The sequence below is a fragment of the Haloarcula sp. H-GB4 genome, from assembly GCF_030848575.1.
Classification (GTDB): domain Archaea; phylum Halobacteriota; class Halobacteria; order Halobacteriales; family Haloarculaceae; genus Haloarcula.
On sequence record NZ_JAVDDX010000002.1, the window covers coordinates 129,481 to 155,288 of the forward strand.

The window sequence follows — 25,808 nt, forward strand, 5'->3', positions numbered from 1 at the left end:
CTCTCAGCGCTCGCTCCAGCCAGGCATCGGGTACACCGGATCAGACTGCGCCACGTTGTCCGGGTACACTATCTGAAGGTCGGACTCAGGCTGCCACTGGTAGACCAGCATGTTCTTGTCGATGACGCCGCTGTCATCGAAGGCGACGGTGCCGTACACTGTCGAGAACTCGGTCTGGCGGATGTGGTCCCGGACCGCCGTCGGGTTGAGTTCGTCGACGTTCTGGAAGGCGTTCATGAAGGTGAGGATGACCGCCTCGCCAGCCGCACTGTGGTAGTCCGGCGTGTAGTCGTAGTTCTCCTCGATGCCGGAGACGAAGTCGCCGGTTTTGCCGAACACCGGGTCGTCGAAGTCCGCGTTGACTGCCCACGAGGATGGCCCGTACATATAGTCGCCGTTCGCGCCGGCCTCATCCTTGAACGAGTCGTTGAGGCTCCCGACGGTTCCCATCGCCGCATCGACGTTGACGTCCTGACTCTCCATCTGGTTGGCCAGGATGATGTTGTGCTTCTGGTGGGCACACAACAGGAGGATATCTGCGCCACTGTCCCGAACCCTGCCAAGGTTCGTCGAGAGGTCAGACGTATCCGACGGGAACGTCTGGTCGACGACCAGTTCTAGATCTGTGTTGCTGATCTTGTTACGTGCGCCCTCCGCGGTCGACTGGCTGAACGTGCCGTCCTCGGCAAGAATCGCGATAGACTCAGGTGCCGAGTCCTGCGCGAGGCACATATCGATGTAGCTCTTGGCGTACTTGTTCGCCGTCGGCAGGAGGCCGAAAATCCACTCGTTACCCTGTGCGAAAATCTCCGGGCTCGCACCACCGCCCTCGACCATCGGCTTCTGGTTCTGTGCGGCCACGGCGCTCGCGGGCAGGGTGACCGTACTGGAGTACGGCCCGAGCAGGTAGTCGATCCCCTCGCGGTCGATGAGTTCCTGATAGATCGACTTCGACTGGGAAGCGTCGGTCCCGTCGTCACGGAGCACCATATCCAGTTCGTACGTGTTGCCGTCGCCAGCCTCGATGCCACCGGACTCGTTGATGCGCTGGATGGTCAGTTCGTAGGCGTCCTTGTACAACTGCCCGAGGTCGGCGTTGTCTCCCGTGAGACTCATCGACCCGCCAAGGGTGATGACGTTCGTTCCACTACCGCTTTCCCCGGTAGAGCCACCGTCACCGCCACCACTTCCATCGCCCCCGTCACTACTACCGTCGCCACCGTTACCGGAACAGCCAGCGAGCCCCGTCAGTCCGAGAACACCTGTGCTTCCTGCCACCTTCAGAAACGCGCGTCGGTCTTGTTTTCCAGTCATAGGTCGTTTTACGCCCGTGTATCAATGATACACGGCCTGTACGTCCCGTTGTGACATACCCTATTAAATGTTAAGGATACTGTGGCGGACGGAGGCGTGTACGTACAAGTACTCTTTCAGAACGAGCTACACCGAAAAGCGGCCTACCAGAGTATGTGCGGCCAGAAGACTGCGAAGGAAACGAGAACGAGCCCTGTCAATACGAGCGTCATCAGGATGTTCAGCACGACACCGGCCCGTATCATATCTCGTTGCTCTAGGTGGCCGCTCCCGAAGACGATGGCGTTCGGCGGAGTCGCGACTGGGAGTGCGAACGCGAAACTCGCCGCGATAGCCCCGGTAACCGTCAGCGTGATAGCGGCCTGTATCGGTTCGACGCCGAGCGTTCCAGCAAGCACACTACCGAGGCCGATGAGGATCGGTGCGAGTATCGTCGTCGTCGCCGTGTTCGAGGACAGTTCCGTCACCAGCACGGTGAAGATGACGACAGCGAGCACGACGAGGGCCAGCGGTGCGCCCACCAGTGTGTCGAAGACAGTCCGTGCCAGCCACGTCGTCGCCTCAGTCTCAGCCAGCGCGTCCGCCAGCGAGATGCCGCCACCGAACAGGATGATAGTCCCCCAGTCGATGTCGACCAGATTCTCCCAGTCGTCAGCCCCCGACAGGACGAGTGCTGGGATTGCGAGCAGCCCGACCACCACGAGGTACAGGACGCCACGATGGCCTGTCAGACCGAATATAGTCTCGCCCGCACCGCCAAACAGCGTCACAAACACTGGTTTGGGGAGAATTCCTTCGAACAGGAATCCGAGCCCACCGAGAATCCACAGGCCCGCTGTGGCTGCGAAGATGTACGCCGCTCGTCGACCACTCGCCGACAGTGGTCCCTCTTCCTCAAGATATGCTTTCGCCTGTGCCTTCGCACCGCTCACGTCATCGACTTCCGGGGGGTACAGCCAGAACGTCAGGACATACCACGTCAGCGGGAGGGTCAACACGACGATTGGAAGTCCGATGGCCAGCCACTGCACGAACGATATCTCGACGCCGATGAGTCTGTCGAGAAACGCCACGGCGACCACGTTTGGCGGCGTCCCGATAAGGGTCCCAACTCCGCCGACGCTCGCCGCGTAGGCCGTTCCGAGCAAGGTCGCGATTCGCATATTCGATGCCTCGCCATCGGGCACATCTCGGCCGACGACCTCGGCAAGAACGCCCAGCGCGACAGGCGTCATCATCGCCGTTGTTGCCGTATTCGATACCCACATCGAGAGAAAGGCTGTCGCGACCATGATTGCCAGAATGAGCAATCGTGGTGAGCGCCCCATCCAGCTAATGAGGCGCAGGGCGATGCGGCGGTCGATATTGTGTGTCTGGAGCGCCTTCGCAAGCATGAATCCTGCCACAAACAGGTAGATGAGTGGGTCGGCAAAGCCCGAGAGCGCGGCCTCCATCTCGGTGTAGATACCGAACACTGTCAGTAACACCGGTATCAGCAACGCCGTCACCGGGAGCGGCAGAGCGTCCGTCACCCACAGAGTTGCCGCGAAGGCCATCGTCGCCAGCGCGTATTGTGCGGCGATATCAAGGCCAGTTGGTGTTGGGGCTGCGGCTATCGCGGCTGTCGAGACGAGGGCGACGGCAATCGCCGCTGCCGTCCGTCGCGGGTGCGTTCGACCCGACCAGGTCATGGCCGGCCCCGCTGGTCAGCTGCCGCGTCTCGGCGTCCATCGACTGTCGGTTTGGTCATGGTTAGAAGTTCGAAACCAGCACACGCACCTGCTCGGTGGTCAGCTCCGAGCGGTACAGTTCGAACAACACTTCGAGTCGTTGCTCCGAAAGACTCCGGTTGTTGTTCTCTAGCATTGAGATGTGAGCCTGCATGATGTCGTCGATTTCCACCTCAACCTCTCGCTGGCCAAACCCCGCCGCGACACGGAGGAGACGCCACGCTGTCGGCGAGATGTCGTGGATGCCGATGTCGTCATCCTCGCTCACCTCCATCTGCTACTATTCCTCACCATCAGACGAGTGGACATAATTGTTCGTTTCAGCGCGTCAGTCGAACGTCGAGAACGACGTTGTGTTCCTTCGGGGCATACGACCGGACAGTGTGTCGCGTTTTGACCGTCACGTCGTAGGCTGACTCCGCAGCCGCCCGTATCGCTCGCTCGCCGGGTCCGAACAGGTCGTCCTCGTGCTGGATATCGTAGTAATGAAGAACGCACTCATCGGCTGCCAAGTGGACAGCGGTCTCCAGAAATTCATCGGCGCTATGAGGAAGGTTCATGACGATGCGGTCAGCCCAGCCCTCATACTCGCTGGCAACCTCACGGACGTCACCACAGATACTGGTCACGCGGTCAGCGACGCCGTTCCGCTCCGCATTTGCTCGGAGGTACTCGATCGCTGTCTCGTTGATGTCGGTCCCAACGCAGGTTGCCCCGCGCTTGGCGAATGGAATCGCGAACGGGCCAACACCAGCGAACATATCGAAGGTCTGCTCGCCCTCGCTGACCTGCTCGGTAACGCGATGGCGTTCCGTCGCCAGACGCGGCGAGAAGTACACTTCTGCGAGGTCAAGGTCGAACGTGCAACCGTACTCCCGGTGGGTGACTTCTGTTCCGCCACCAGCGAGTACGTCCCAGTCGCGAACCCGCTGTTCGCCTTTGATCTTCGATGCGCGATTCAACACCGCTCGCACGGGCAGGTCCGAATCCATGATCGCATCGGCGATCATCCGGGCCCGCTCGTCGTCGTCTTCGTCGACAATCGCGACGTCGCCGATGCGCTCATAGCTTGGGTCGAAGTCGAGTCCGTCCGCCGGCATCGTCTGGCCCTCGCGGACCGGCGGGTCTGCCTCCACGACGGTGAGGTCCGACGGCACCGCCGTGGGGTCGGTGACAGGAACGTACAGCTGCCCGTCGGCGACTGTGATATCGTAACCGTCGTCGACAAGGTTTGCCTCGGCGAGGCGCTGGCGCGTCTCTTCGCCGGCCTCGCGGGGAACGCGAACGCAGGGAACGCCCATACTCCCCCTCCCCGACCACGGGCGGTAAGCCTGACGCTTCGCGCCCTTTATCCCCGACGGCGACCCACTCCGGATATGCTCACATTCGTCGGGCTGGGCCTCTATGATGAGCGCTCGGTCACGGTCGCGGGGCGCGACGCCATTCGAGACGCCGACCAGGTGTTCGCCGAGTTCTACACAAGCCGGCTGATCGGTACCGATATCGAAACGCTGGAGGATACGTTGGAGACGAGTATCGAACTCAGAGACCGGGCCGGCATTGAGCGAGACCCCGAGCCGATTCTCGAAGCCGCCGAGAGCGAGGACGTCGTCTTCTGTACCGCCGGGGATACGATGGTTTCGACGACACACACCGACCTCCGGCTTCGGGCTGCGGACCGTGGTATCGAAACCCGAATCGTTCACGGGACGACTGCCCAGACTGCCGCCGGTTCGCTGACCGGCCTGCAGAACTACCGCTTCGGGAAGGCCACGACGCTCCCCTTCGAGGACGCTCACGGCGGTGATGGTGTCCCGGACAGCGTCGTCGCTACTATCGAGGGCAATCGGGGCCGGGACCTGCATACGCTGGTCTACCTCGACATCAAGGTCGACGACCCACACTGGGACGAGAGTGACGACACGTACATGACCGCCAGCCAGGCCGCCGCCATGCTGTCGGAGCCATTCCCGGACACACTTGGCGTTGTCGTGGCCAGGGCTGGCAGTCCAGACCCGTTGGTGGTTGTTGACACGCTCGACGAACTCGCTACGCAGACGTTCGGCGACCCGCTACATCTGCTTGTCATTCCCGGCTCGCTCCACCCACTTGAGGCGGATGCACTGGAGTCGGTTGCTGGAGCCGACCTGGAATAGCGGCTGTCGTTTCCACGACGCAGTTCAGTCGTCGCCAGCGGTCGCGGGACTCGACTCCGGCTGGTCTTTTTCGAACGTCGTTCCGAGGTCGTACTCGGTTCCGGTCACCAGAAACAGGAGGTCCTCAATAATAACGGTGAGCTCCGGTAGCTCCCGCATCAGCACCCACGTCAGCCCAACGAGGACAATAACGGAGCCGAACTGCGCCAGCATCCGGTCGACAATGTAGTAGGACACGAGCTGTGCGTCGCTGAGGCCGAATAGCGCCATGATCGCTCCCGGGAAGAACTGCGCCTTCTGGAGGCCAAAGGCCAGTGCGATCCCAAGATTCCGAATGAGATTCAGTACGTAGATGATACCGACGGCCCCGACCAGCACACGGAGTTTCCGTCGCCACGGTGCCTTGACTGCCAGTATTCCGCCAGCGAAGATAGAGATACTGCCGATACCTGTACAGGCCAGAATGATAGTGTACGTTATCGGTCGCTCGTTCCCGTCGAACCAGAACGTGTTCTCATAGGGGTACTGCTTCGATGCGATATCGATGCCGTTGTGTGAGAGCCCGCCAACCACCGTCGGATCGTACCCGATGAGCGTCATCAGGAAGGCGACCTGATCGGTGACGACCTCGATGATTGTCTGGCGGAGCGGTCCGATAGTGAGGAAGGGCACGTAGATGACGCCCATGATACCGATGGCACGGGTCAACACCAGTAGCGACTCTCGGCCGTTCCAGAGTAAATAGCCAGTGTACAGCGACAGCGGGACGGCAATAACGCTTCCCAGTCCCTCGACGACGCTCTTCTGTATTAGAATGAAGTGCGGAGCCAGAACGAGCCAGTACGCTGCGAACAAACCCCAGCCGACCGTTCCGACTGGCCGGGCCAGTCGCTTATCGTACTGGGCGACGGCTACGGTTCCCAGAAACGCCGCAAGAACGAGCCACATCAGCGGTTCCGAGGCCGTGACCGGGTCGAACGACAGTCCAGCAATGTTGACGCCCGCCTGCAGGACTGTCTCACTCATTGCTCGTACGTTAGCCAAACCGGCCTATATGTTTTGTCGTTGCGCTACTGTGCGGTGTCGTCTCAGAGTGAGCCGACGGAAGCGCCGCCGCTACCCACGTAGCGCGCGAAAGAAAGAACGGTGTTCAGGGACTGGAGCGAGTCCAGTTAGTTGTCGCGTCGGACGGCGAGGAGCGCAGCGGCGACGAGCGCGATGAGCGCGATGGCTGCCGTGAAGCCGGGACCTTCCTCTGCGGTGGTCTCGGATTCCTCGGTTGCCGGCTCATCGGTTGCCGGTGCGTCAGTTTCCTCGTCGGTTGCCGGCGCGTCAGTTTCCTCTTCGGTTTCGGTTTCCGTTGCCGTCGGCTCTTCCTCGGTGCCAACAGTCACGTTCGCACTGTCCGTAACGGCGGAGCCGTTGGCGGTGTACGGACCGTCAGCGTCCGGGAAGTCGTACGCTTCGTTGCCGTTGGTGTCGAGGTGCGGCATCGCGACCGCCGTGAAGTCCTCGTCCATCGGCTCGTCGAGCGTGATCGGAATGTCCTCGTGGCTGCCTGCCTCGAGGTACTCGGAGTTCCCGACGACATCGCCGGATGCGTTACCGGCGTGGATTGCGATGAAGCCACCGGCGGACAGCTGTGCGCTGTCGACGACGACTTCGCTACCGTCGGATTCCTGGTCACTGATACTCACAGTGGACGTGTCAGCATCGGTGATCTGTCCGTCTTCCTCGTCACCGAGGTTGTCACCGTCGACATCGAGCGTCTGAGCGGTGAAGTTCGTTCCTGCCGAGTAGTCACTGAAGTCAACCGTGGCACTGAACGTACCGTCAGTGGCGACAGTCGCTTCAGGTCGGTCGAGGAACGGGTTGGAGTCACTCTCGGATTCAACTTCGACCTCAAGCTCGGAGCCAGGCGCGACCGAGGTGGTTCCGGTGACCTGCTGGTCAGCGGCAGCCTGAACCTGCACAAGACCGTTGGCCGTGTTGAGAGTTGCGTCACGGTCAACGATGCTGTAACCGTCTTCGATGCCGTCGTTGTCCTCGCTTAGGCCAGTGTCCTGCGACACGGTGAAGTTGGCCGTGATCTTGTCATCGTCGTCCTTGTTACGGATCTGCTTGCCGCTGGAGTAGTTCGCTTGCTGCGTCTTCACAGCGACGAAGTACGTGTTGTTGTCAGGGTCGTCGACAACAACAACGTTGGTGCTGTTGAGGTCAAGCGGGTCCTCATCTGCGTTTGCACCGACGTTAGTACGATTGACGCTGAGGTTGAACACGTCGTTGTTACCGGCGCCACCAGTAGTCGACTGGAGGAACGCCTGGGTCGTGCTGGAGGCACTGTTGACTTCCTCTTCGTAGGCAAGCGGGCCTTCGACACCGGAAGCAACGATCTGGTGGACAACGATGTCACCATCAGCGATGTTGTTCGATTGGGTCAGGTTCTGGCCGATACGATCACGAATGTCGATATCGTCATCGTCGAGCTCAGCGTCCTGTGGGGCCACCCAGCTACGCATACTCTCAGTGGAGCGCTCGCTCAGTCGGAGCGTTCCGACAGCGTCAGCGCTCTTGCTCTGGGACGTCCCTGCAGTGACGTTCAGGTTGTAGCTGGAGGCTTCGATCGTCTCGTCGTCAAGGTTGCTTCGGTTGAAGGAACCGTACTCGTCGACACCAGTGATCTCGTCGTCACCATCAACGTAGAGGATCTCGCTGGCGGAGATACCACTGATACCGCTCGTGCCGGCGAGGTAGCTGTTGAACGAGACAGTGACTTCGCCGTCACCGTCGTCGTCCTCGATGGTTCCGGAAACCGCGTAGTTGTCGTCGTCGTCGTCGCCGACGAAGATAACGGCTTCATCGGTGTTGTCGAGCTGGTAGGTGATGTTGACCACGTCACCACGCTCGTCGTTGACAACACTGCTCTCGAAGCTGGCGTCACCGTCTTCAGCTTCGGAGACGTTGATCTGGTCGGTACTGGCTGTGACGCCAGTCTGGTTGTCCGTCACGTTGATCGTGTACGGACCATCATCAGCGTCGAAGCCGTCGTAGCTGCTGATGTTGTCGAAGATGAAGTCCGTCTCCTCGTTGCCGGAGAGACGGTTCTTGACAATCGTGTCGACCTTGTCGCCGTCATCGGAGAACAGGGTCGCGTTGGCTGGCTGGCCACCGCGAGTGATCGTGACGTTAGCAATGACATCGTCCTCGTCGGTGATGTCATTGTCGTCAGCCTCAACATTCAGGTTGAGGTTGCTGAGCTTGAAGCCAGCTTCACCAGCAGAGTCGTTCTGTGGCGAGACCGAGACGTTGTAGCGCTGACCAGTATCGAGGTTTTCCGTGTCGACAGTGTAGACCTTACTGTTGTCAGCGTACGTGTCGTCAGAGACAATGCTACCCTGGTCTTCTTCGACGAAGACATTGCCACCGTTGGTGTCGTTCACCACGGCAACCGTTTCGCCACGGTAGACGTTGACGTTGTACGATCGATTCTCGTCACTCTTGAAGGACTTGATCGTCGTTGACGTGACGTCGATGTCTTCGGCAACGACCGAGTCACCGCCAACATTACTGACTTTGACTGTCAGGTTGCGGTTCGGCGTAACGTCGTTGCTCAGATCGATCTCAAGGCGTCCGTTCGACCCGTCATCTGAGCCGACCGTAGCGCCCGTGTCCTCTTTTCCGTCAATGAGGACCGTGACGTCATCGTTAACAACAGTTCCGGCGGAGCCATCAAATGCCAATTCAACTGTACCGTCGTTATATTCGACTGCCTGATCGACGGAGACGTTCGCGGCGGCGGCTGCGCCACCGGAGAACGCGACGGTCCCGGCGAATACCGAGAAGACCATCAGCGCCGTCAGAAACAGGCTGCGGATTTTTTCGCTTGTATCTGTCATGTGTTGTGTTTGCTATCGGGCGACCCCAGCAGTTTTCCACGTGGTCGGAACGCGGCCACCGAGGCCACGCATAGACCGAACCGGCGTACTCACTTCTGGCGTCATGGGTAGGGGTATCGATACATTGCCCGAAGTGTGGTAAATGCTTTGTGGAATAAAGTTGGTAAGTATATTACAAGTAATAGTCACTCAGTAATGTTTTTAAACATACATTTGGGTTTGATATGGACGTTTATTTGACTTGTTCAATAATTTGACCGGCGACACTTCGGTTGAAACACGTCTTCATCTCCTGATTTGAGCGAAGTGCGTTCCACCGCTTGACGACGAATGAGGGACCCGATATTGCTGTGATCTGCGAGCGATTCCCTAGCATTACGAACGTGAACCAGAATTGGCTATCAGTGATTGGCAAGTGAGTAATATACAGTTGAGATTAGAATAGATAGACAAGAGGCTGATGTAGCTGTATGAGCGGCGCAAGGAGCGTCACAGATCGGCGTGTCTCACTTGGAGCTGAAGATCAATGAGTGAGCCAGCGAACAGGCGATTCGGGCACAGGGATGCCGAGGTTAGCGCAGACAAACAACCGGGGAAGTTCACCGTATGCTGGATCTCGGAGAGAAGGTCGGACAGCCATAGAGACAGTCACGGACCTGAATGCCGAGCGCTTGGATAGGTGGGGTTTGATGTTCGAAACACCCTCCAAACAAACCTTTCAGGAGAGCTATACGCGCTGATTCTCGACGCTGCAAGCGACTGGGACATCACGAACGTCCCGACCGAAGTCGTGGAACTACTCATAGACTTGATGCAGTGATTATCAACCGCAACGGAACGAAACGCAGGTCAACCGATATACACGATGAGCGAAACGGGTACCGTAGGGAACGTCGTCCCGAGAAATCTACGAACAGCAAGGGCAGGCGATTGCTGAAACCGCTCTCACAGTGACGGAAATCAGGGGGATCTCCGGCAGGTGTTACATCACTACTGCATCTCCCTGCGTTCGACTGTGGCCAAGTTGTGACTGCGGACCAGTAATTGGCCGTCTAGAAGCGAACTGAATAGCACTCTACAGCGGGCCTCGGGTCGTTTTGTAGTCTGCCGGCACTGTTTGCGTACGCGCGAAAGAAAGAACGGTGTTCAGAGACTGGAGCGATTCCAGTTAGTTGTCGCGTCGGACGGCGAGGAGTGCAGCAGCGACGAGCGCGATGAGCGCGATAGCTGCCGTGAAGCCGGGACCGGACGCTTCCGTGGTCTCGGTTTCCTCGGTTGCCGGCTCATCGGTTGCCGGTGCGTCAGTTTCCTCGTCGGTTGCCGGCGGTTCCGTTTCGGTTTCCGTCGGCTCTTCCGTGTCCGCAGGCGTGTCCTCGGCAGCGATGGTCACGTTCGCACTGTCCGTAACGGCGGAGCCGTTGGCGGTGTACGGACCGTCAGCGTCCGGGAAGTCGTACGCTTCGTTGCCGTTGGTGTCGAGGTGCGGCATCGCGACCGCCGTGAAGTCCTCGTCCATTGGCTCGTCGAGCGTGATCGTGATGTCCTCGTGGCTGCCTGCATCGCGGTACTCGGAGTGCCCGACGACATCGCCGGATGCGTTACCGGCGTGGATTGCGATGAAGCCACCGGCGGACAGCTGCGCGCTGTCGACGACGACTTCGCTACCGTCGGATTCCTGGTCACTGATGCTCACAGTGGCCGTGTCAGCATCGGTGATCTGTCCATCTTCCTCGTCACCGAGTTCGTCACCGTCGACATCGAGCGTCTGAGCGGTGAAGTTCGTTCCTGCCGAGTAGTCACTGAAGTCAGCCGTGGCACTGAACGTACCGTCAGTGGTGACAGTCGCTTCAGGTCGGTCGAGGAACGGGTTGGAGTCGCTCTCGGATTCAACTTCGACCTCAAACTCGGAACCGGGTGCGACTGTGGTCGTTCCGGTGAGTTGCTGGTCAGCAGCAGCCTGAACCAGCACGAGACCGTTGGTCGTGTCGATAGTTGCGTCGCGGTCAACGATGCTGTAATCCACCTCAGCGGCGTCGTTGTCGTCGCTCAGGCCAGTGTCCTCCGACACGGTGAAGTTGGCCGTGAGCTCGTCATCTTCGTCATCGTCGCGGATCGCTGTGCCGCTCTCGAAGTTCGCGTTCTGCGTCTCCACAGCGACGAAGTACGTGTTGTTGTCAGGGTCGTCGACAACAACAACGTTGGAGCTGTTGAGGATGAGCGGATCTTCATCTGCGTTTGCACCGACATCGCTACGGTTGACGGTGAGGTTGAACACGTCGTTGTTATTATCGCCGCCAACAGTCGACCGGAGGAACGCTTGGGTCGTGCTGGAGGAGCTGTTGACTTCCTCTTCGTAGGCAAGCGGGCCTTCGACACCGGACGAAACGATCTGGTGGACAACGATGTCACCCTCAGCGATGTCGTTCGATTGGGTCAGGTTCTGGCCGATACGATCACGAATGTCGATATCGTCATCGTCGAGCTCAGCGTCCTGTGGGGCCACCCAGCTACGGAAGTTCTCAGTGGAGCGCTCGTTCAGTCGGAGCGTTCCGACGGAGTCAGCGCTGTCGTCCTGAGACGTGCCTGCAGTGACGTTCAGGTTGTAGCTGGAGGCTTCGATCGTCTCGTCGTCAAGGTTGCTTCGGCTGAAGGAGCCGGCCTCTTCGACACCAGTGATCTCGTCGTCACCATCAACGTAGAGGATATCGCTGGCGGAGATGCCACTGATATTGCTCGTGCCAGCGAGGTAGCTGTTGAACGAGACAGTGACTTCGCCGTCACCGTCGTCGTCCTCAATGGTGCCGGAGATTGCGTAGTTGTCGTCGTCGTCGTCGCCGACGAAGACAACGGCTTCATCCTCATTATCGAGCTGGTAGGTGATGTTGACTACGTCACCACGCTCGTCGTTGACCACGCTGCTCTCGAAGCTGGCATCACCGTCGCCAGCCTCGGAGACGTTGATCTGGTCGGTGCTGGCTGTGACGCCAGTCTGGTTGTCCGTCACGTTGATCGTGTACGGACCATCATCAGCATCGAAGCCGTCGTAGCTGCTGATGTTGTCGAAGATAAAGTCCGTCTCGTCATTGCCGGAGAGACGGTCCTTGACAATCGTGTCGACCTTGTCGCCGTTATCATCGAACAGGGTCGCGTTGGCCGGCTGGCCACCACGGGTGATCGTGACGTTGGCGATGACATCGTCCTCGTCGGTGATGTCATTGTCGTCAGCCTCGACATTCAGGTCGAGATCGCTGAGCTTGAAGCCAGCTTCACCAGCAGAGTCGTTCTGTGGCGAGACCGAGACGTTGTAGCGCTGACCGCTGTCGAGGTCTTCCGTGTCGACGGTGTAGACCTGACTGTTGTCAGCGTACGTGTCGTCAGAGACAATGCTACCCTGGTCTTCTTCGACGAAGACATTGCCACCGTTGGTGTCGTTCACCACAGCGACCGTTTCGCCGCGGTAGACATTGATGTTGTACGATCGAGCCGAGTCACTCGTGAAGGACGTGATCGACGTTGACGTGACGTCGATGTCCTCGGCAACGACCGTGCCGTCGCCACCAGTAAGATTGCTGACCTTGATGGTCAGGTTGCGGTTCGGCTGAACGTCGCCGTCAAGGTTGATTTGAAGGCGTCCGTTCGACCCGTCGTCCGTACTATCAACACTAGGGTTGGAGCCGGAGACGAAGTTGCTGGGGTTTTCGTTGCCGTCAACGAAGACTGTGACATCGTTGTCATCAATACTCCCCGCGCCGCCATCAAATGCCAATTCGACTGTTCCGCTGTTATATTCGACTGCCTGATCGACGGAGACGTTCGCGGCGGCGGCTGCGCCACCGGAGAACGCGACGGTCCCGGCGAATACCGAGAAAACCATCAGCGCCGTCAGAAACAGGCTGCGAATCTTATCTGAATTTCCTGTCATAGTTTGTGTTTGCTATCGGGCGACCCCAGCAGTTTTCCACGTGGTCGGAACGCAATCACCGCGATCGCGTGTAGACCGAACCGGTGTACTCACTTCTGGCGCCATGGGTAGGGGTACAGTCTATACGATAGGTGTCTGTTGTAAATGTTTTGTGGTAAGAACATCTGCCTGTCATGAATATTCAGGTTAGAGAAGCACTGTCTGTGTTGATTAGATGTGACATAAGAAGCTTGTAGGTCTAAAACAGGATCGTCAGTCGGGTGTCCGACGCCCCAGATTCACATCTCGGAGATGGTTTCGATGGCCTGAGAATACAGGGCTTCACAGACTCTAACTGCTGGCTCAGGAACGACTCCGCAGGAGGCTTGTCCCCCTGACTGTGTGAGAATAGATTCGGACAGACGGTTACTACCGACCAGTACCGTCAGTTCGTCACGATTTCGATTTCGCGGCTGTCGGGGTCTTTGGTGAACGCATAGCGGTCGTCACAGCTCTTGGGGTCGCGGTAGTCCTCGGCGTGGCGTCCCATCAACGTCTCCCACGCGCCGTGGAGGTCATCGGTTTGGACTGCGAGATGCCCCCACGCATCGCCGAGTTCGTAGGACCGGCCGTCGTAGTTGTAGGTGAGTTCGACCGACATCGCTTCGTCGGGGGCATCCTCTGGTTTGAGGAAGTACAGCGCGAAGTCATCGAACTCCTCGCGGCGAAACAGTTCGTAGTCGAGCTTCCGGACGTACCAGCCGATAGCCTGCTCGGCGTCTTCGACACGGATCATTGTATGGTCGAGCGACCACTTCGCGCCGTGGTCTCGCTCGACAATCTCGATTTCGTGGCCGTCGGGGTCTGTGACGAAGGCATAGGAGCCGCCACAGGAGTCCGGATCGCGGTAGTCCTCAACGCCAGCGTCCATCAGCTCGTCGTAGGCATCGTACACGTCGTCACAGCGGACAGCGATGTGTCCCCACGCGTCGCCCATCGTATACGAGCGCCCGTCATGGTTATACGTGAGTTCGAGTAGTGCACCCTCGTCGTGGACATCCTCCGGACCGAGGAAGACATTCGTGAAGGTGTCGGCCTCCCAGCGGCTCTTCTCCTCGTAATCGAAATGCGTCTGGTACCAGTCAAGTGAGGCGTCTAGATCCTCGACGCGTATCATCGTATGATCGAGTGACCACATACGCGCTATGTGGTTCGAGCGAGCGAAAAGGCTACCGCCAGAGGCGGTTCCGTCCGGATTCGATACCACGGGTCACCGTGTCGCCGTGTCCGCCCGGATGGCCGGGAGATAGTACCACCAAACCAGGATAAGTAGGACGAGGGAACCGACCGGGACAGCCACGTAGTTGAGCCGCCTGTTGAATCCCAGAAACACGGGAAACTGTGTCAGGCCCGCACCTACGAGTGCGAGAGCAGTCACTCGAACGTCCTCACGCCAGACGACACCGGCAACGGCGCTGGCCAAGGCGAATGCATACAACAGGACGCCCGAACCCCACGATTCGATAAACTGTGGCAGTGCGCTGGTAAAGCGGATGAAGTAGCTGTAGACCGAGAGCAGTTCCGGTGGGTTCGTATTGAACAGGCCAAAGGAGAAGACGAGCGTCAGTTCCTCTCCAATCAGCACCACTGTCCAAGGGATGAGGCCAGCAACAACGACAGCGAGAAGACGGCGTCGGGGACCGCGGTCCATAGTTGGTAGCAGGGTTCCAGGTCAATGAACGCATCTACTCAGTTATGTGGTAGCGGTGCTCCACGGAATAGTGATCCTTGATGGAATATCATCCTTCCTTGATGGAATATCATCCTTAGTTGTTCGCGTGCACGCGAGAATCGCGCGCGACAATCTAGCGATTAGCGATGATTCGTAGGATATCCTCGTCCGCGAGTTCGTGGTCGCGCCCGACCTGCTGTTCGTCGTGCTTGGCACTCGGGCCGGTCACGCGAGCAAAGCGGAAGCGCTCATCGAAGCTACCGCCGAGTTTCTCGCAGGCGTCGTCAACGGTGTCGCCCTCGCGGAGTATCAGCGGTTCCTCGCGGTCGACACCGCGGCCCGGCTTGTCCATGTAGATCCGGATCAGGCCGAGTTCCTCCCAGATGCGTTCGGTGAGGCTATCCAGCCCTTTCTCTTCCTCAGCGCTGATGAAGATTGCCTCCTCGGGGTCAATGTCCCGCTCTTGGAGTTCGTCTTCGACCTTCGGAAGGTAATCGGGTTCGATGAGGTCCGCCTTGTTGATGGCGACGAGGGACGGCAAGTAGACCCGGTTGTCCATCACCCCGTCGATGAGCTGGTCGATATCGAGCTGCTCGCCGATGGTCACGTCGGCGTTGACGTAGCCGTGTTCGCGCAGGACGGCTTTGACCGTCTCGTCGTCGAGTTCGACGCCGGTGGCCGTGTTAACCGAAATCCCGTCTTTGCCCTTTTTGCGGACGTTAACCCACGGTGGATCCTGATCGAGGCGAATCTTGTTCTTATACAGTTCTTCGCTGAGTCGGTCGTATTGGTCAATCTCAAAGACGGAGATGAGGAAGACGATGAGGTCCGCGGTCCGGACGACGGACAACACTTCTTTCCCACCACCGCGGCCGCCAGCAGCCCCTTCGATAAGTCCGGGAACGTCGAGAATCTGGATGTTCGCGCCCTTGTGCTTGAGCATTCCCGGATAGACATCAAGTGTGGTAAATTCGTAGGCACCGGTTTCGGACTCGGCGTTAGTGAGGGCGTTCAGCAGCGTCGACTTCCCGACGCTGGGGAACCCGACGAGCGCGACGGTCGCATCGCCGTGTTTCTCAACACCGTAGCCACCGCCGCCGCCCGAAGAGGCCTGTTGTTCGAGCTTCTCCTTTTTCTCCGCGAGCTTGGACTTCAGCCGACCGATATGGGCCTCTGTAGACTTGTTGTAGGGAGTGCTGGCGATTTCGTCTTCGAGTTCCTGAATCTCCTCTTCGAGCCCCATTAGATGTATGTCGGCCCCTCGCACCGAATAAGGCTTTCCTCCCTCGCCGACGCTACCATAGTGGCACGTGCCATGGGCCTCCTTACCGTTCAGAATAGTCAAACTCCACTCATGTAATTCGACACACCTATAGGCTGCCCTCCGTCATATGTCGACAATGGGAGCAGCGAGTCGGTTCCGCGACAGCACACAGATACTGCTGCCAGTCGGTGCACTCGACGGCATTCGTGAAGAGTTGGAACAGCGGTTCACTGTGAGCGTTCATCAGGACGGCGAGCAGATTCGGATAATCGGCTCGCCGGTCGAAATCAAAGACGCGAGCGATTTCCTTGCTCGGAATGGCGTGACGTTCGCCTGAACTGACGAGGGTTCTATTCTTTGTCGTGCTGACCGTCCGATGATGAGTCAACGGTGAGTGTTCGTGCGTGTGGGAGCCTCACGCAGGTATCCGTGAAACGCAATCCTTTAAACTGCCGCGAGGATTCCACTATGTATGGCTGGAACTATCGAAGTCCTCGTTCCCGGTGGGGAGGCCAACCCTGGCCCGCCACTCGGTCCGGAACTCGGCCCGACACCGGTGGACGTGCAGGCAGTCGTACAGGAGATCAACGACCAGACCGCAGCGTTCGACGGTACCGAAGTCCCCGTCACCGTCGAGTACGACGACGACGGCTCCTTCGAGATCGAAGTCGGTGTCCCACCGACAGCTGAACTCATCAAGGACGAGGCCGGCTTCGAGACCGGCAGCGGCGAGCCCCAAGAGGACTTCGTCGCTGACCTCTCCGTTGATCAGGTCAAACAGATCGCCGAACAGAAGCACCCTGACCTGCTGTCCTACGACCTCACGAACGCCGCAAAGGAAGTCGTTGGGACGTGCACCTCCCTCGGTGTCACTATCGAAGGCGAGAACCCACGCGAATTCAAGGAGCGCATCGACGCAGGCGAGTACGACGACGCGTTCGCGGCCGAAGCACAAGCGTAAGTCGGACTGGCTTTGCTGTGCGACTGCGTGTGTTTTCCCTTGTTTTTGACGCTTCTGAGCCACTGCACAGTCGATGGGACCCCTGTTATTGACTGGTCCCTGCGAACCGGAAACACGCCCGTCAGCGGTCCTTGGGCTGGTTCGACGGGTTTAAGTGTCGCATTGGCGTCTACCCGCACGAGACAGGCATCCGCCTGTTTCACTGACCCGTAGAAGCCGATTGGCGTACTACGGAGGTGAACAATGGCAGATCAGGAAATAGAGAACGCAGTCTCGCGCGCACTCGAGGACGCACCTGAGCGGAATTTCCGCGAAACGGTCGACCTCGCTGTGAACCTGCGCGACTTAGATCTTAACGACCCGTCGAACCGCGTCGACGAGTCCGTCGTGCTTCCTGCTGGCACCGGCCAGGAGACCACTATTGTGGTCTTCGCCGAGGGCGAAACCGCCCTTCGTGCCGAGGAAGTTGCAGACGACGTACTCGACGAGGACGAACTCGAGGAACTCGGTGGCGACGACGACGCCGCCAAGGACCTTGCCGATGACACTGACTTCTTCATTGCGGAGAAGGGACTGATGCAGGACATCGGTCGCTACCTCGGGACCGTCCTCGGTCCGCGTGGGAAGATGCCGGAACCGCTCGACCCCGACGACGACGTCGTCGAGGTCATCGAACGCATGAAAAACACCGTGCAGCTCCGCAGCGGGGAACGGCGAACGTTCCACACGCGGGTCGGCGCGGAGGACATGTCTGCCGAGGATATCTCGGACAACATCGACGTTATCCTCCGCCGTCTGCACGCGGACCTCGAGAAGGGCCCGCTCAACATCGACACTGTCTACGTGAAGACGACGATGGGGCCTGCGATGGAGGTTGCCTGATATGAGCGCCGAATCCGAACGCAAGACCGAAACCATTCCCGAGTGGAAGCAGGAAGAGGTCGACGCCATCGTAGAGATGATCGAGTCCTACGAAAGCGTCGGCGTCGTCAACATCGCCGGGATTCCGTCCCGGCAACTGCAGGATATGCGACGTGACCTGCATGGGGCCGCCGAACTTCGTGTCTCCCGGAACACGCTGCTTGAGCGTGCGCTCGACGAAGTCGATGACGGACTCGAAGACCTCAACAGTTACATCACCGGGCAGGTCGGGATTATCGGGACCGACGACAATCCATTCTCGCTGTTTCAGGAACTCGAGGCCTCCAAGACACCCGCACCCATCGGTGCTGGCGAGGTGGCTCCGAACGATATCGTGATTCCGGAAGGCGACACGGGCGTCGACCCCGGGCCGTTCGTCGGCGAACTCCAGAGCGTTGGTGCCGACGCACGCATTCAGGAAGGCTCCATTCAGGTCCTTTCTGACTCGACGGTGCTTGACACCGGCGAGGAAGTCTCTCAGGAACTCGCAAACGTTCTGAACGAACTCGGCATTGAACCGAAGGAGGTCGGTCTCGACCTTCGCGCCGTCTTCGCCGACGGTGTGCTGTTCGAACCCGAGGAACTGGAACTCGACATCGACGAGTACCGGAGCGACATCCAGGCGGCTGCCGGCCGAGCGTTCAATCTCTCGGTCAACGCCGACTACCCGACTGCGACGACGGCCCCAACGATGCTCCAGTCCGCTCGTGGCAACGCCAAGAGCCTCGCGCTCCAGGCAGCCATCGAAGACCCCGAGGTCGTGCCTGACCTCGTGAGCAAGGCTGACGCACAGGTCCGTGCGCTCGCCTCGCAGATTGATGACGAAGAGGCACTCCCGGAAGAGCTCCAGGGTGTTGAGGCCGACGTGGCGACAGAGGAACCGACTGACGACCAAGACGAGGACACCGCATCCGAGGACAACGCGGACGCCGACGACACGGCCGAAGAGGCCGACGAAGACGACGACGATGATGGCGACGCCGGCGACGCACTCGGAGAGATGTTCTAACAACACACACTACAACAATGGAATACGTATACGCTGCACTCATCCTGAACGAATCGGGCGAAGAAATCAACGAAGACAACCTCACCGACGTGCTCGACGCTGCGGGCGTCGATGTCGAGGAGTCCCGTGTCAAGGCCCTCGTCGCCGCCCTCGAAGACGTCGATATCGAGGAGGCCGTCGACCAGGCCGCTGCGGCACCGGTGCCGGCAAGCGGTGGCGCGGCCGCACCCGCAGAGGGTGACGCTGACGAGGCCGACGAGGCCGACGAGGAAGCTGAAGAAGAGGCTGCCGACGACGGCGGCGACGACGATGACGATGAAGACGACGAGGCAAGCGGTGAGGGCCTCGGCGAACTCTTCGGCTAACTCGGTTCAACACAGCTCAACTTTTCTTTGCGTACGCCTGACCGGTGAGAGACATCGCTGACGTTCGAATCGCAGAAGCCAGCCTGTTGCCCTGCCCGTAAAATATTGTCCAATGAAAAGGCGACTGCAGAGGAGTGTCGCCGCGACTGCTTAGCTACCGAGTGTAACCGTGTCTGAGTCGACCGTAACCGGTGAATCGTTACCGGTCGCGCCGGTTGCGTCGACGTTCTTGAGATATATTTCGCCTGTTTCACTATCGGCTTTCTTCTCGCCTTTGGTCTCGTTGTACACTGTCACGTTGTACGTGTAGTAGCCGGGGTCGAGATCGACATCGTAGCCCGCCCAAGCTGGGTACGGCTCGGTATTAGTCAGGTCACCGCTCCCGACAGTGACCATCTTGGAGCCGGCGAAAACGGTGGATCCATCGCTTTTGTTCTTGATTGTGAGATTCACTTCCCGCTCGTCGCCGACGGTGCCGTCATTGCGCACCTCTACAGTCATCCGCTGTGCGCCGCCGCGACGCTCGATCAGCTCTGAGGTGTTGTAGGTCTCCGCGCCGATGTTCACTGACTGCGTCTCGTTGACGACAACGTTCGACTCCCCCACGAAGAACGACTGCTTCGGGGATGTGGAGTTCGATGTTTCAACGTAGTAGGTGTAGTTGCCGCGACTGGTCGGCATATCGAGCATAAACTGCCGCGTTTCACCAGGGTCGAGATTCGGTGACATGGTCTTCGAGTCGATCGTGGTGAACGACGGGCTCGCGTCGTCTTTGTTTTTCGCACGTAGGACAACAGTATCTACGCCAGCTTGGCCACCGACGTTGGTGATGTTGACAGTCGCAGTCGTGGTGTCGTCGTTGTCGATGGCACTCTGTACCCGGACTGAATCGACTTGCATGAACTGCTCTGGCGTACTGCCAACACGTACGTTCCCGCCTGCCTTCTGCTGTGTGCCGGCAACAGAGACCATGTACGGATAGGTTTCTTCAGACGCCTTTGAACTAGTCGGAAGCGTGAACGTGACGGTCTCGGTCTCACCGGGTCTAATTGTCGTCGAGTTCGTTCCGATACTGTTGCCATCGAAACTGGTCTCGAGGGTAACTTCACCGCTCTTTCCGCCGCTGTTCCTCACTTCAGCGGTCAGCGTCGCATCGTTTGTCTCGTCAACCCTCGGCGGTGCGGTAACGTCTGTGAGGTTGAATTTCGGGCCCGTCTGCACGTTCTTTTCGATTGCGTTGACTGTGAACAGGACGACAGCGTCGTTATAGTCCGGGTCACCGTCATTCGATGCGTTAGCCGGGTTTGCGCCCTCTTCCGAGAGTTCATACAGGAAGGCGCGTTCCCCGTCGCCCAGTTGAAGATACCCGGTATCGTTCACGCGGCTACCGAGCGTGTCTTGGATGTCTCGCTGGTACCACTGTGCCTGTTCGAACGATGGGAGTTCGTCACCGTTGTTCAGGATTACAAGATTCTGCTGGTTCTGAGTCTGACTGACAGTAGTCGTATCATATCTATCCCAATCGCTACAGTACGCTGTAGCATAATTCTCATCTGCGAGTCTGATTAAGGGGTCGGTGAGAGCATACCCGTCACAGCCATAGGCTGTTGCGAAGACTGAAACCTCCGTCCCGGGTTCGAACGAAGCGGAGTAGTAGTACGGGTTCTCGTGCTCGTCAGAGACGAGGCGTTGCTCCGCGTGTGGGCCGTTGATGTTGCCGTTCTCGTACCCTCGCCAGAGTCCAACCGACTGCTGGCTGGACCCGTTATCGACGTATACCGACATCTGTACCGGTGCGTGGAATATGTACGAGTAGCGCTGATTGAACCCTTCTAGATCTGCACCCTTCAGCGCAACCGAAGCATTGACCGACTGCTGGATCGTGACTGTCGAGCCGTTCCCTTCAAGCAGCGAGTCCGGCTGTACGTATAGCGTCGCCTGTCGCGACCGGTTCGCCGTCGAGAACGTTAGCAAGTACTTACCAGGCTTTCCAGGCGCTGTGACAGTCCGATTGAGCGTGACGCTTTTTCCGGGGGCGAGCCGTTCGTCCTCCGCAATGTGAGTCGTTCCGTTATACTCGACACCCAGTGTCTGCTTCCCTTCTGTCCCACCAGTGTTCGTGACAGTAAGCTCAACGCTCGTCTGGTTGCCCGGCGTGACCGGGCTCTGGACATCCGCAGCAGTGATCTCGAACAACGGTGGGGGTGAGGAACCGACGACGAAGGACCCTTGCTGGGTGTCGTCCGGTGTATCGACAACATAGGTGTAATGCTGTGGTGATCCGACTGTTAGCTGGCCACTGGTCACTGAAGCAGTCCCCGACTCAGCCCCCCGACGTGAACCGTCGAGAGTGAGCGTTGGGTCCTTTGACGCAACAACGTTGCCAGATGTTGCGTTCTCGATACGAATTTTGACCTCGGCGGATTTCCGAATGTCACCGGTGTTTTCGACCGTCGCTTCAACGGTCGCCGTATCCCCGCTTTTCAGTCCACCCGGCGGCGAGACGGACGTTATCTTGAACACACCTGTGTCGCCGACGGTGAAGTCGTATGAGTATGTATCATCCGCTGTTTTGACCTCTATATCGTACGTGCCGTTCTCGGAAGTCGGCATCGACGGACCGAAATCGAGGGTCCGACTCTCTCCCGGGTCAATCAGCACGCTTCGCGTCGCGTTCACGGAACCATTCACCAGAAACACGACCTCCTGATCTGCGGTCATTTCCCCATTGTTCGTAACCGTGACTGTCGCCGACGGGACCTGATTCAGCCGCGCCGTCGCTGGCATCGAACTGCCTGTGATATCCAATGACGGTGTGCCGGACACAGTCGTATATACGATTCTCTCAAAGGCAGTATCGTGGTCTGACTCGACAGTGAAGTTGTGTGGCTTCGCAACTGCGATGTCGACCGTACCACTCACAGTGGTAGACTTCCCGCCGCCAAGCGTGACTGTCTGTGTCGCCTCGTTCGGCGCCCCCGAGCGATTGTGTTTCAATGTGACGGTTTGAGTGTCTTTCAGCCCGCCGGCGTTGGTGACCGTTGCAGAGACGGTCGCCTGGCCGGGATTCGAAGGGTCTGACTGTACGGTAATGTTATCTACTGCGAACTTCGAATCGGACACGTCACCGAGCGCAAAGCGTATATGAATTGTTTCACCCGGCTCAACCGAGGCTGGTTTCACAGTGACATGCTGGTCATCGTAGGTGCTTCGTGCCCAATCCGCCCACGCGCGGGCATAACTACTGTTTTTGATAGTCAGTGTCGCGTTAGCAACCTGAGACGGGGTACACTCATAACTGGGTGACGAAAATGAGCCGGTTCGTGCGTCCTCGTAGGATACGTCAGTGAACAGGGCCATTTGTAGTGCTGCTTCGTGTGACCGCTGAGCCGTCGCATTCGACCGAATCGCAACCGAGCTTCCTCCGATCTGCTGTCCGGAGATATTCGCGAACGATACCGACAGTGCCCCCTCGTCGTAGCTCACTGCTGGGGGCGACGACATCGTTGCGCCCGATTCGGTCATCCGCCACACACCCCCACCCTGGTAGCCGACCTGTTGGCCGTTCTTCTGGTACTGAATCGTCTGCAACGAACGGTTCCCCGTTGAACAGGCCGAGCGACCGTTCAGCGTCAGGTTGTACGCCGCATCGTCAGAAACGGCGACATCAGACCGAACCCGGTCTGGGACCTCAACTGATTCGTTCGTATCTGACCGCTGGAAGCTCTGGTCAACGGACAGTAGTACCTCTTCAGCGAGCTCAACGTTTGCGTCGTCATTGGCATCTCCGATAGTCTGTTGCCCCACCTGAACGATCAGTACAGCACCAATGATGACTGCACTCGCCAACAACACCACGCCCAGAACGTGCGATACACCCCGGTCTCCAGCCCCCCGGCTGCCCCACTCGAACATACTCAATTACATACCAACTATTGCACATAAGTGTACTGTTTCAATCTATATCAATAATGGTTCTATCAGGGCCCGCCGATGTTGAACAGATATACGCCTTCTCAAACCAGTACGGGTCTCAGTATACCTGATTGGCTTGCTGCGGTGTGTCTGCATCATGTACAGCAGCAACTCGGTAATCAGTCAGAAATATATGCTATTGTATATCTCTCCTCGTCCGATGGGATAGTTATCGTCGTTCCCGATCATATATAATCACCTGCTGGATTTTGTCTCCTTACTATTTGTATCTGGAGGATTAGAATATATCTACGAAGCGCGGACTGGAACCAGTTCAAGTTTTAATTGAACCAAGATATAGACGCACGATTATTGGACTACTACCCTCTATAACTGCACATATCATTGTATTTTCCTCTAATTCTAAACTATACTTAATTATTTCTTTTATTATAAACTCTGCTGGGCTACATGGTTGATCCGTCTAACAGCGATGGTAACTCCTTTACCATAGCAGTAAAATTCGGATGGACTCGCCGGGTTGTTAGCCTATTCGAGGATGCGCGTTTCCTAGATTCATCCGCTGGAGTGTACTGGTGCTGAATCATGCGTCGTCGATGAACTCCCGTCGAACCTCCATCTTCTCGCGCTCGCTGCGCTGGTCGTAGTGCTGGTCGAGAACGTCGTTCGAGACGTTCATCCGATCCGAAACGACCTCTTCCGGCGTACCGTCTCGAAGGTGCTTCGTGATCGAACCACGCCGGATACCGTGTGGAGATCGGGACGACGGACAACCACTGGCAGTGTCCCGAGTCATGTACTCACAGCTCTCCGGGTTCTCTCCGTGTGGACACTCGCCGACCATACAGGGACGAGTCCACTTGTAGACGGTACTCCGGATAGGTGTCTCACTCAGACGGCCCTGGTTGCTGGTGATGAGCGGGTCCCGACCGTAATCGTCGGTGACCGAATTTCGGTGATTCTCGATGTACTCCTGAATCACTTCGGCGTAGAAGTCACCGACAGCTATCGACCGCTCGGCAGCTCGTCCGTTCTTCAGTGGAGTTCCTGTGCCCGGGCGGTGTCGCAGCTGTAGGTACTGCCCATCAGCGTCGAAGTCGCCCAAGTCGAGCGACCGGAGGCTACCGAGCCGAATACCAGTGTGCCAGAGGATTCCGAATATGACGTGTTCGCGGGAAGCGTACTGGTAGCGGTTCAGGTAGTCGAGGATGGCTTCGGCGTGTTCGGTATCGAGTTTCTCATCTTTCGAGGCTTCCTCGGGGTCAACCTCTGGCAACAACACCCGTTCACGCATTCCCTGTTCGACTGCGTCGATGCTGGCACAGAATTCGAGGAACTTCCGCAGTGTAGCGAGAATGCCCCGAAGGGTGACCTTCGACACCTCACCGTATTCACTTCCTTTGCCTTGCCGACGCCAGACTCGGAACTCATGTAGATCGCGCCCAGTTAGCTCGTTCATGTTCTCGATCCCCTTCGACTGGGTCCACTCGATGAACGAGTTCAGCCGGTACCGCTGGTTCGTGAGGGACTTTTCAGATAGCTCCGGTTCCCGATGATCGAGGTAGAGATTCACTGCGACTGCCGGAGCTATCGGTTCGAGGTCGTCGCTCACGCTTCCCCCATTGGGGCCAGCAGCTGGCGGGCAGTCTCAAACGCATCGTCCTCCGCTGGTTTTTCGCCAAGTGGGTAGCCGTCACCGTCTCGACCCATCGCGTCAAGTATCTCCGAAACTGAGGGTGCAGGACCATCGATGAGGAGTTCGCGGCGAGCTTCGCAGGCAGCCGCGACTGCTTCAGCAGCATCAAGCGATTCATTTCGTCGCTGATTCGGTACTTCCGACAGACCGACCATCCGGTCACAGTGCGGGCAGGAATGGCGGCGCTGGTGGGAAGTCGCGTCGGCGTACGAGTCAAACCGTTTCGAGAACTTACAATCTGGACACCGAACGCGGTACTCCGTACGTGGGCGAACAGCGGACTTTTGAGCAGGCGATTCGACTACTTCCGTGCGGGGAGTACTCCCCGTATCGGTTCCGTACGACATTGGTTTGCCGGGCGGAGCCACCTTCTGGGCCGTGTCCTAGCACGGCCCGGTTCTCGATGGCCGAGAGCCATCTACGGGCGGCCCGTAGCAACACTGTTACTCGGAGAGTGCATAAATGTATCGAACAGCTATATATACTCAATTGGTAAGTAATTGTAGAAAAGGACTGAATTAGGTAGGAAGGATAGTATACGTTATTCAAATGCGTCTATCGGGTTCGTGGCAGAGTGTATGGGACGACCGTATCCTCGAATGGATGCGAGAGAACGAGAATACGGGGACGCCCAAAGAAGTCCACGACAGTGGGTTAGTTCGCGTGTCGAGAACTCAGATCGGCCGTCGAATGAAGAAACTCGCCGAGCATGGACTTCTCACTCACGTCGGCAACGGAGCATACGTGATTACAGAGGAAGGGAAAGCGTACCTCGATGAGGAATACGACGCCGAGGAAGGCGTGTACCTTGATGGAGAGAATGACGCTTCCGAGCCGTCGACGCCAGCTGAACCTGAAACGAACGACGTGTAAGTAGCCCTCCACCATGACGATACGAAAGACCGCCCGTTGGCAGCAGTGTATCGA

At 58.2% G+C, this 25,808-nt stretch carries 21 protein-coding genes; 8 read left to right on the forward strand and 13 right to left on the reverse strand.

Translation table 11 applies throughout. The features are described 5' to 3' along the window. Positions 1 to 3: 3 nt before the first annotated feature. From RBH20_RS09055 to RBH20_RS09070, 4 genes are all read right to left on the reverse strand, one after another. Positions 4 to 1,314, reverse strand: coding sequence for an amino acid ABC transporter substrate-binding protein (locus tag RBH20_RS09055; RefSeq protein WP_005538348.1), 1,311 nt, complete (start codon positions 1,312 to 1,314; stop codon positions 4 to 6). Between the two features lie 143 nt (positions 1,315 to 1,457). Then, the gene (locus RBH20_RS09060; RefSeq protein WP_306707794.1) at positions 1,458 to 3,005 is read right to left on the reverse strand and encodes a DASS family sodium-coupled anion symporter; all 1,548 of its coding nucleotides are present in this window, start codon (positions 3,003 to 3,005) and stop codon (positions 1,458 to 1,460) included. A gap of 61 nt (positions 3,006 to 3,066) precedes the next feature. Continuing rightward, a complete protein-coding gene (locus RBH20_RS09065) occupies positions 3,067 to 3,318 on the reverse strand; it encodes a hypothetical protein (protein WP_005538345.1) in 252 nt (83 codons plus the stop codon). 46 nt (positions 3,319 to 3,364) lie between these two features. Then, entirely contained in the window at positions 3,365 to 4,345 is a 981-nt protein-coding gene (locus RBH20_RS09070; RefSeq protein ID WP_306707796.1) for a class I SAM-dependent methyltransferase family protein, read from the reverse strand. Between the two features lie 75 nt (positions 4,346 to 4,420). On the opposite strand from RBH20_RS09070, the gene dph5 reads away from it, so the two are divergent. After that, entirely contained in the window at positions 4,421 to 5,200 is a 780-nt protein-coding gene (gene dph5 / locus RBH20_RS09075; protein ID WP_306707798.1) for a diphthine synthase, read from the forward strand. Between the two features lie 24 nt (positions 5,201 to 5,224). Here dph5 and artA read toward each other — a convergent pair whose 3' ends face one another. Both artA and RBH20_RS09085 read right to left on the reverse strand, forming a co-directional pair. Next, complete coding sequence (artA, locus tag RBH20_RS09080; protein WP_306707800.1) at positions 5,225 to 6,226, reverse strand: archaeosortase A; 1,002 nt, start codon at positions 6,224 to 6,226, stop codon at positions 5,225 to 5,227. Between the two features lie 146 nt (positions 6,227 to 6,372). Next, entirely contained in the window at positions 6,373 to 9,096 is a 2,724-nt protein-coding gene (locus tag RBH20_RS09085) for a BGTF surface domain-containing protein (protein ID WP_306707802.1), read from the reverse strand. Between the two features lie 679 nt (positions 9,097 to 9,775). Here RBH20_RS09085 and RBH20_RS09090 point away from each other — a divergent pair. Beyond that, on the forward strand, positions 9,776 to 9,916 hold the full coding sequence (locus RBH20_RS09090; RefSeq protein ID WP_306707804.1) for a hypothetical protein: 141 nt from the start codon (positions 9,776 to 9,778) through the stop codon (positions 9,914 to 9,916). Between the two features lie 348 nt (positions 9,917 to 10,264). Here the strand turns inward: RBH20_RS09090 and RBH20_RS09095 are convergent, their stop codons facing one another. The 4 genes from RBH20_RS09095 to RBH20_RS09110 form a co-directional block, all read right to left on the reverse strand. Further along, a complete protein-coding gene (locus tag RBH20_RS09095; protein WP_306707806.1) occupies positions 10,265 to 13,018 on the reverse strand; it encodes a BGTF surface domain-containing protein in 2,754 nt (917 codons plus the stop codon). Positions 13,019 to 13,442: 424 nt separating this feature from the next. Then, entirely contained in the window at positions 13,443 to 14,195 is a 753-nt protein-coding gene (locus RBH20_RS09100; RefSeq protein ID WP_306707808.1) for a VOC family protein, read from the reverse strand. A 72-nt stretch (positions 14,196 to 14,267) separates the two neighbouring features. Then, positions 14,268 to 14,708, reverse strand: coding sequence for a TIGR04206 family protein (locus RBH20_RS09105; protein ID WP_306707810.1), 441 nt, complete (start codon positions 14,706 to 14,708; stop codon positions 14,268 to 14,270). A gap of 154 nt (positions 14,709 to 14,862) precedes the next feature. Continuing rightward, positions 14,863 to 15,972 (reverse strand): GTP-binding protein, encoded by a 1,110-nt coding sequence (locus RBH20_RS09110; RefSeq protein WP_306707812.1) that lies wholly within the window; start codon positions 15,970 to 15,972, stop codon positions 14,863 to 14,865. A 157-nt stretch (positions 15,973 to 16,129) separates the two neighbouring features. On the opposite strand from RBH20_RS09110, the gene RBH20_RS09115 reads away from it, so the two are divergent. The 5 genes from RBH20_RS09115 (at position 16,130) to rpl12p (ending at position 19,249) form a co-directional block, all read left to right on the forward strand. Then, positions 16,130 to 16,330 (forward strand): hypothetical protein, encoded by a 201-nt coding sequence (locus RBH20_RS09115; protein ID WP_306707814.1) that lies wholly within the window; start codon positions 16,130 to 16,132, stop codon positions 16,328 to 16,330. Positions 16,331 to 16,465: 135 nt separating this feature from the next. Further along, positions 16,466 to 16,954: a 50S ribosomal protein L11 gene (locus RBH20_RS09120; protein ID WP_306707816.1), complete on the forward strand. Its 489-nt coding sequence runs from the start codon at positions 16,466 to 16,468 to the stop codon at positions 16,952 to 16,954. Between the two features lie 243 nt (positions 16,955 to 17,197). Then, the gene (locus RBH20_RS09125) at positions 17,198 to 17,836 is read left to right on the forward strand and encodes a 50S ribosomal protein L1 (RefSeq protein ID WP_058995078.1); all 639 of its coding nucleotides are present in this window, start codon (positions 17,198 to 17,200) and stop codon (positions 17,834 to 17,836) included. Between the two features lies 1 nt (position 17,837). Then, positions 17,838 to 18,884, forward strand: coding sequence for a 50S ribosomal protein L10 (locus RBH20_RS09130; protein ID WP_306707821.1), 1,047 nt, complete (start codon positions 17,838 to 17,840; stop codon positions 18,882 to 18,884). A gap of 17 nt (positions 18,885 to 18,901) precedes the next feature. Beyond that, positions 18,902 to 19,249, forward strand: a complete 348-nt coding sequence (gene rpl12p / locus RBH20_RS09135; RefSeq protein WP_004591725.1) for a 50S ribosomal protein P1 — start codon at positions 18,902 to 18,904, stop codon at positions 19,247 to 19,249. Positions 19,250 to 19,399: 150 nt separating this feature from the next. On the opposite strand, the gene RBH20_RS09140 is transcribed toward rpl12p, so the two are convergent. The 3 genes from RBH20_RS09140 to RBH20_RS09150 all read right to left on the reverse strand — a co-directional run bounded on the left by RBH20_RS09140 (position 19,400) and on the right by RBH20_RS09150 (position 25,228). Then, the gene (locus tag RBH20_RS09140; RefSeq protein WP_306707823.1) at positions 19,400 to 23,164 is read right to left on the reverse strand and encodes a CARDB domain-containing protein; all 3,765 of its coding nucleotides are present in this window, start codon (positions 23,162 to 23,164) and stop codon (positions 19,400 to 19,402) included. Between the two features lie 604 nt (positions 23,165 to 23,768). Then, entirely contained in the window at positions 23,769 to 24,797 is a 1,029-nt protein-coding gene (locus RBH20_RS09145; protein ID WP_306707825.1) for a tyrosine-type recombinase/integrase, read from the reverse strand. Beyond that, a complete protein-coding gene (locus RBH20_RS09150) occupies positions 24,794 to 25,228 on the reverse strand; it encodes a hypothetical protein (protein WP_306707827.1) in 435 nt (144 codons plus the stop codon). Before RBH20_RS09150 ends, RBH20_RS09145 begins: the two co-directional genes overlap by 4 nt. 256 nt (positions 25,229 to 25,484) lie before the next feature. On the opposite strand from RBH20_RS09150, the gene RBH20_RS09155 reads away from it, so the two are divergent. After that, positions 25,485 to 25,754 (forward strand): ArsR family transcriptional regulator, encoded by a 270-nt coding sequence (locus RBH20_RS09155; protein WP_306707829.1) that lies wholly within the window; start codon positions 25,485 to 25,487, stop codon positions 25,752 to 25,754. Positions 25,755 to 25,808 lie beyond the last annotated feature (54 nt).

Coding starts and splice junctions, on each gene's coding strand:
- RBH20_RS09055 (WP_005538348.1), bottom strand. CDS start 1,314: ATGACTGGAAAACAAGACCGACGCGCGTTTCTGAAGGTGGCAGGAAGC.
- RBH20_RS09060 (WP_306707794.1), bottom strand. CDS start 3,005: ATGACCTGGTCGGGTCGAACGCACCCGCGACGGACGGCAGCGGCGATT.
- RBH20_RS09065 (WP_005538345.1), bottom strand. CDS start 3,318: ATGGAGGTGAGCGAGGATGACGACATCGGCATCCACGACATCTCGCCG.
- RBH20_RS09070 (WP_306707796.1), bottom strand. CDS start 4,345: ATGGGCGTTCCCTGCGTTCGCGTTCCCCGCGAGGCCGGCGAAGAGACG.
- dph5 (WP_306707798.1), top strand. CDS start 4,421: ATGCTCACATTCGTCGGGCTGGGCCTCTATGATGAGCGCTCGGTCACG.
- artA (WP_306707800.1), bottom strand. CDS start 6,226: ATGAGTGAGACAGTCCTGCAGGCGGGCGTCAACATTGCTGGACTGTCG.
- RBH20_RS09085 (WP_306707802.1), bottom strand. CDS start 9,096: ATGACAGATACAAGCGAAAAAATCCGCAGCCTGTTTCTGACGGCGCTG.
- RBH20_RS09095 (WP_306707806.1), bottom strand. CDS start 13,018: ATGACAGGAAATTCAGATAAGATTCGCAGCCTGTTTCTGACGGCGCTG.
- RBH20_RS09100 (WP_306707808.1), bottom strand. CDS start 14,195: ATGTGGTCACTCGATCATACGATGATACGCGTCGAGGATCTAGACGCC.
- RBH20_RS09105 (WP_306707810.1), bottom strand. CDS start 14,708: ATGGACCGCGGTCCCCGACGCCGTCTTCTCGCTGTCGTTGTTGCTGGC.
- RBH20_RS09110 (WP_306707812.1), bottom strand. CDS start 15,972: ATGGGGCTCGAAGAGGAGATTCAGGAACTCGAAGACGAAATCGCCAGC.
- RBH20_RS09115 (WP_306707814.1), top strand. CDS start 16,130: ATGGGAGCAGCGAGTCGGTTCCGCGACAGCACACAGATACTGCTGCCA.
- RBH20_RS09120 (WP_306707816.1), top strand. CDS start 16,466: ATGGCTGGAACTATCGAAGTCCTCGTTCCCGGTGGGGAGGCCAACCCT.
- RBH20_RS09125 (WP_058995078.1), top strand. CDS start 17,198: ATGGCAGATCAGGAAATAGAGAACGCAGTCTCGCGCGCACTCGAGGAC.
- RBH20_RS09130 (WP_306707821.1), top strand. CDS start 17,838: ATGAGCGCCGAATCCGAACGCAAGACCGAAACCATTCCCGAGTGGAAG.
- rpl12p (WP_004591725.1), top strand. CDS start 18,902: ATGGAATACGTATACGCTGCACTCATCCTGAACGAATCGGGCGAAGAA.
- RBH20_RS09140 (WP_306707823.1), bottom strand. CDS start 23,164: ATGTTCGAGTGGGGCAGCCGGGGGGCTGGAGACCGGGGTGTATCGCAC.
- RBH20_RS09150 (WP_306707827.1), bottom strand. CDS start 25,228: ATGTCGTACGGAACCGATACGGGGAGTACTCCCCGCACGGAAGTAGTC.
- RBH20_RS09155 (WP_306707829.1), top strand. CDS start 25,485: ATGCGAGAGAACGAGAATACGGGGACGCCCAAAGAAGTCCACGACAGT.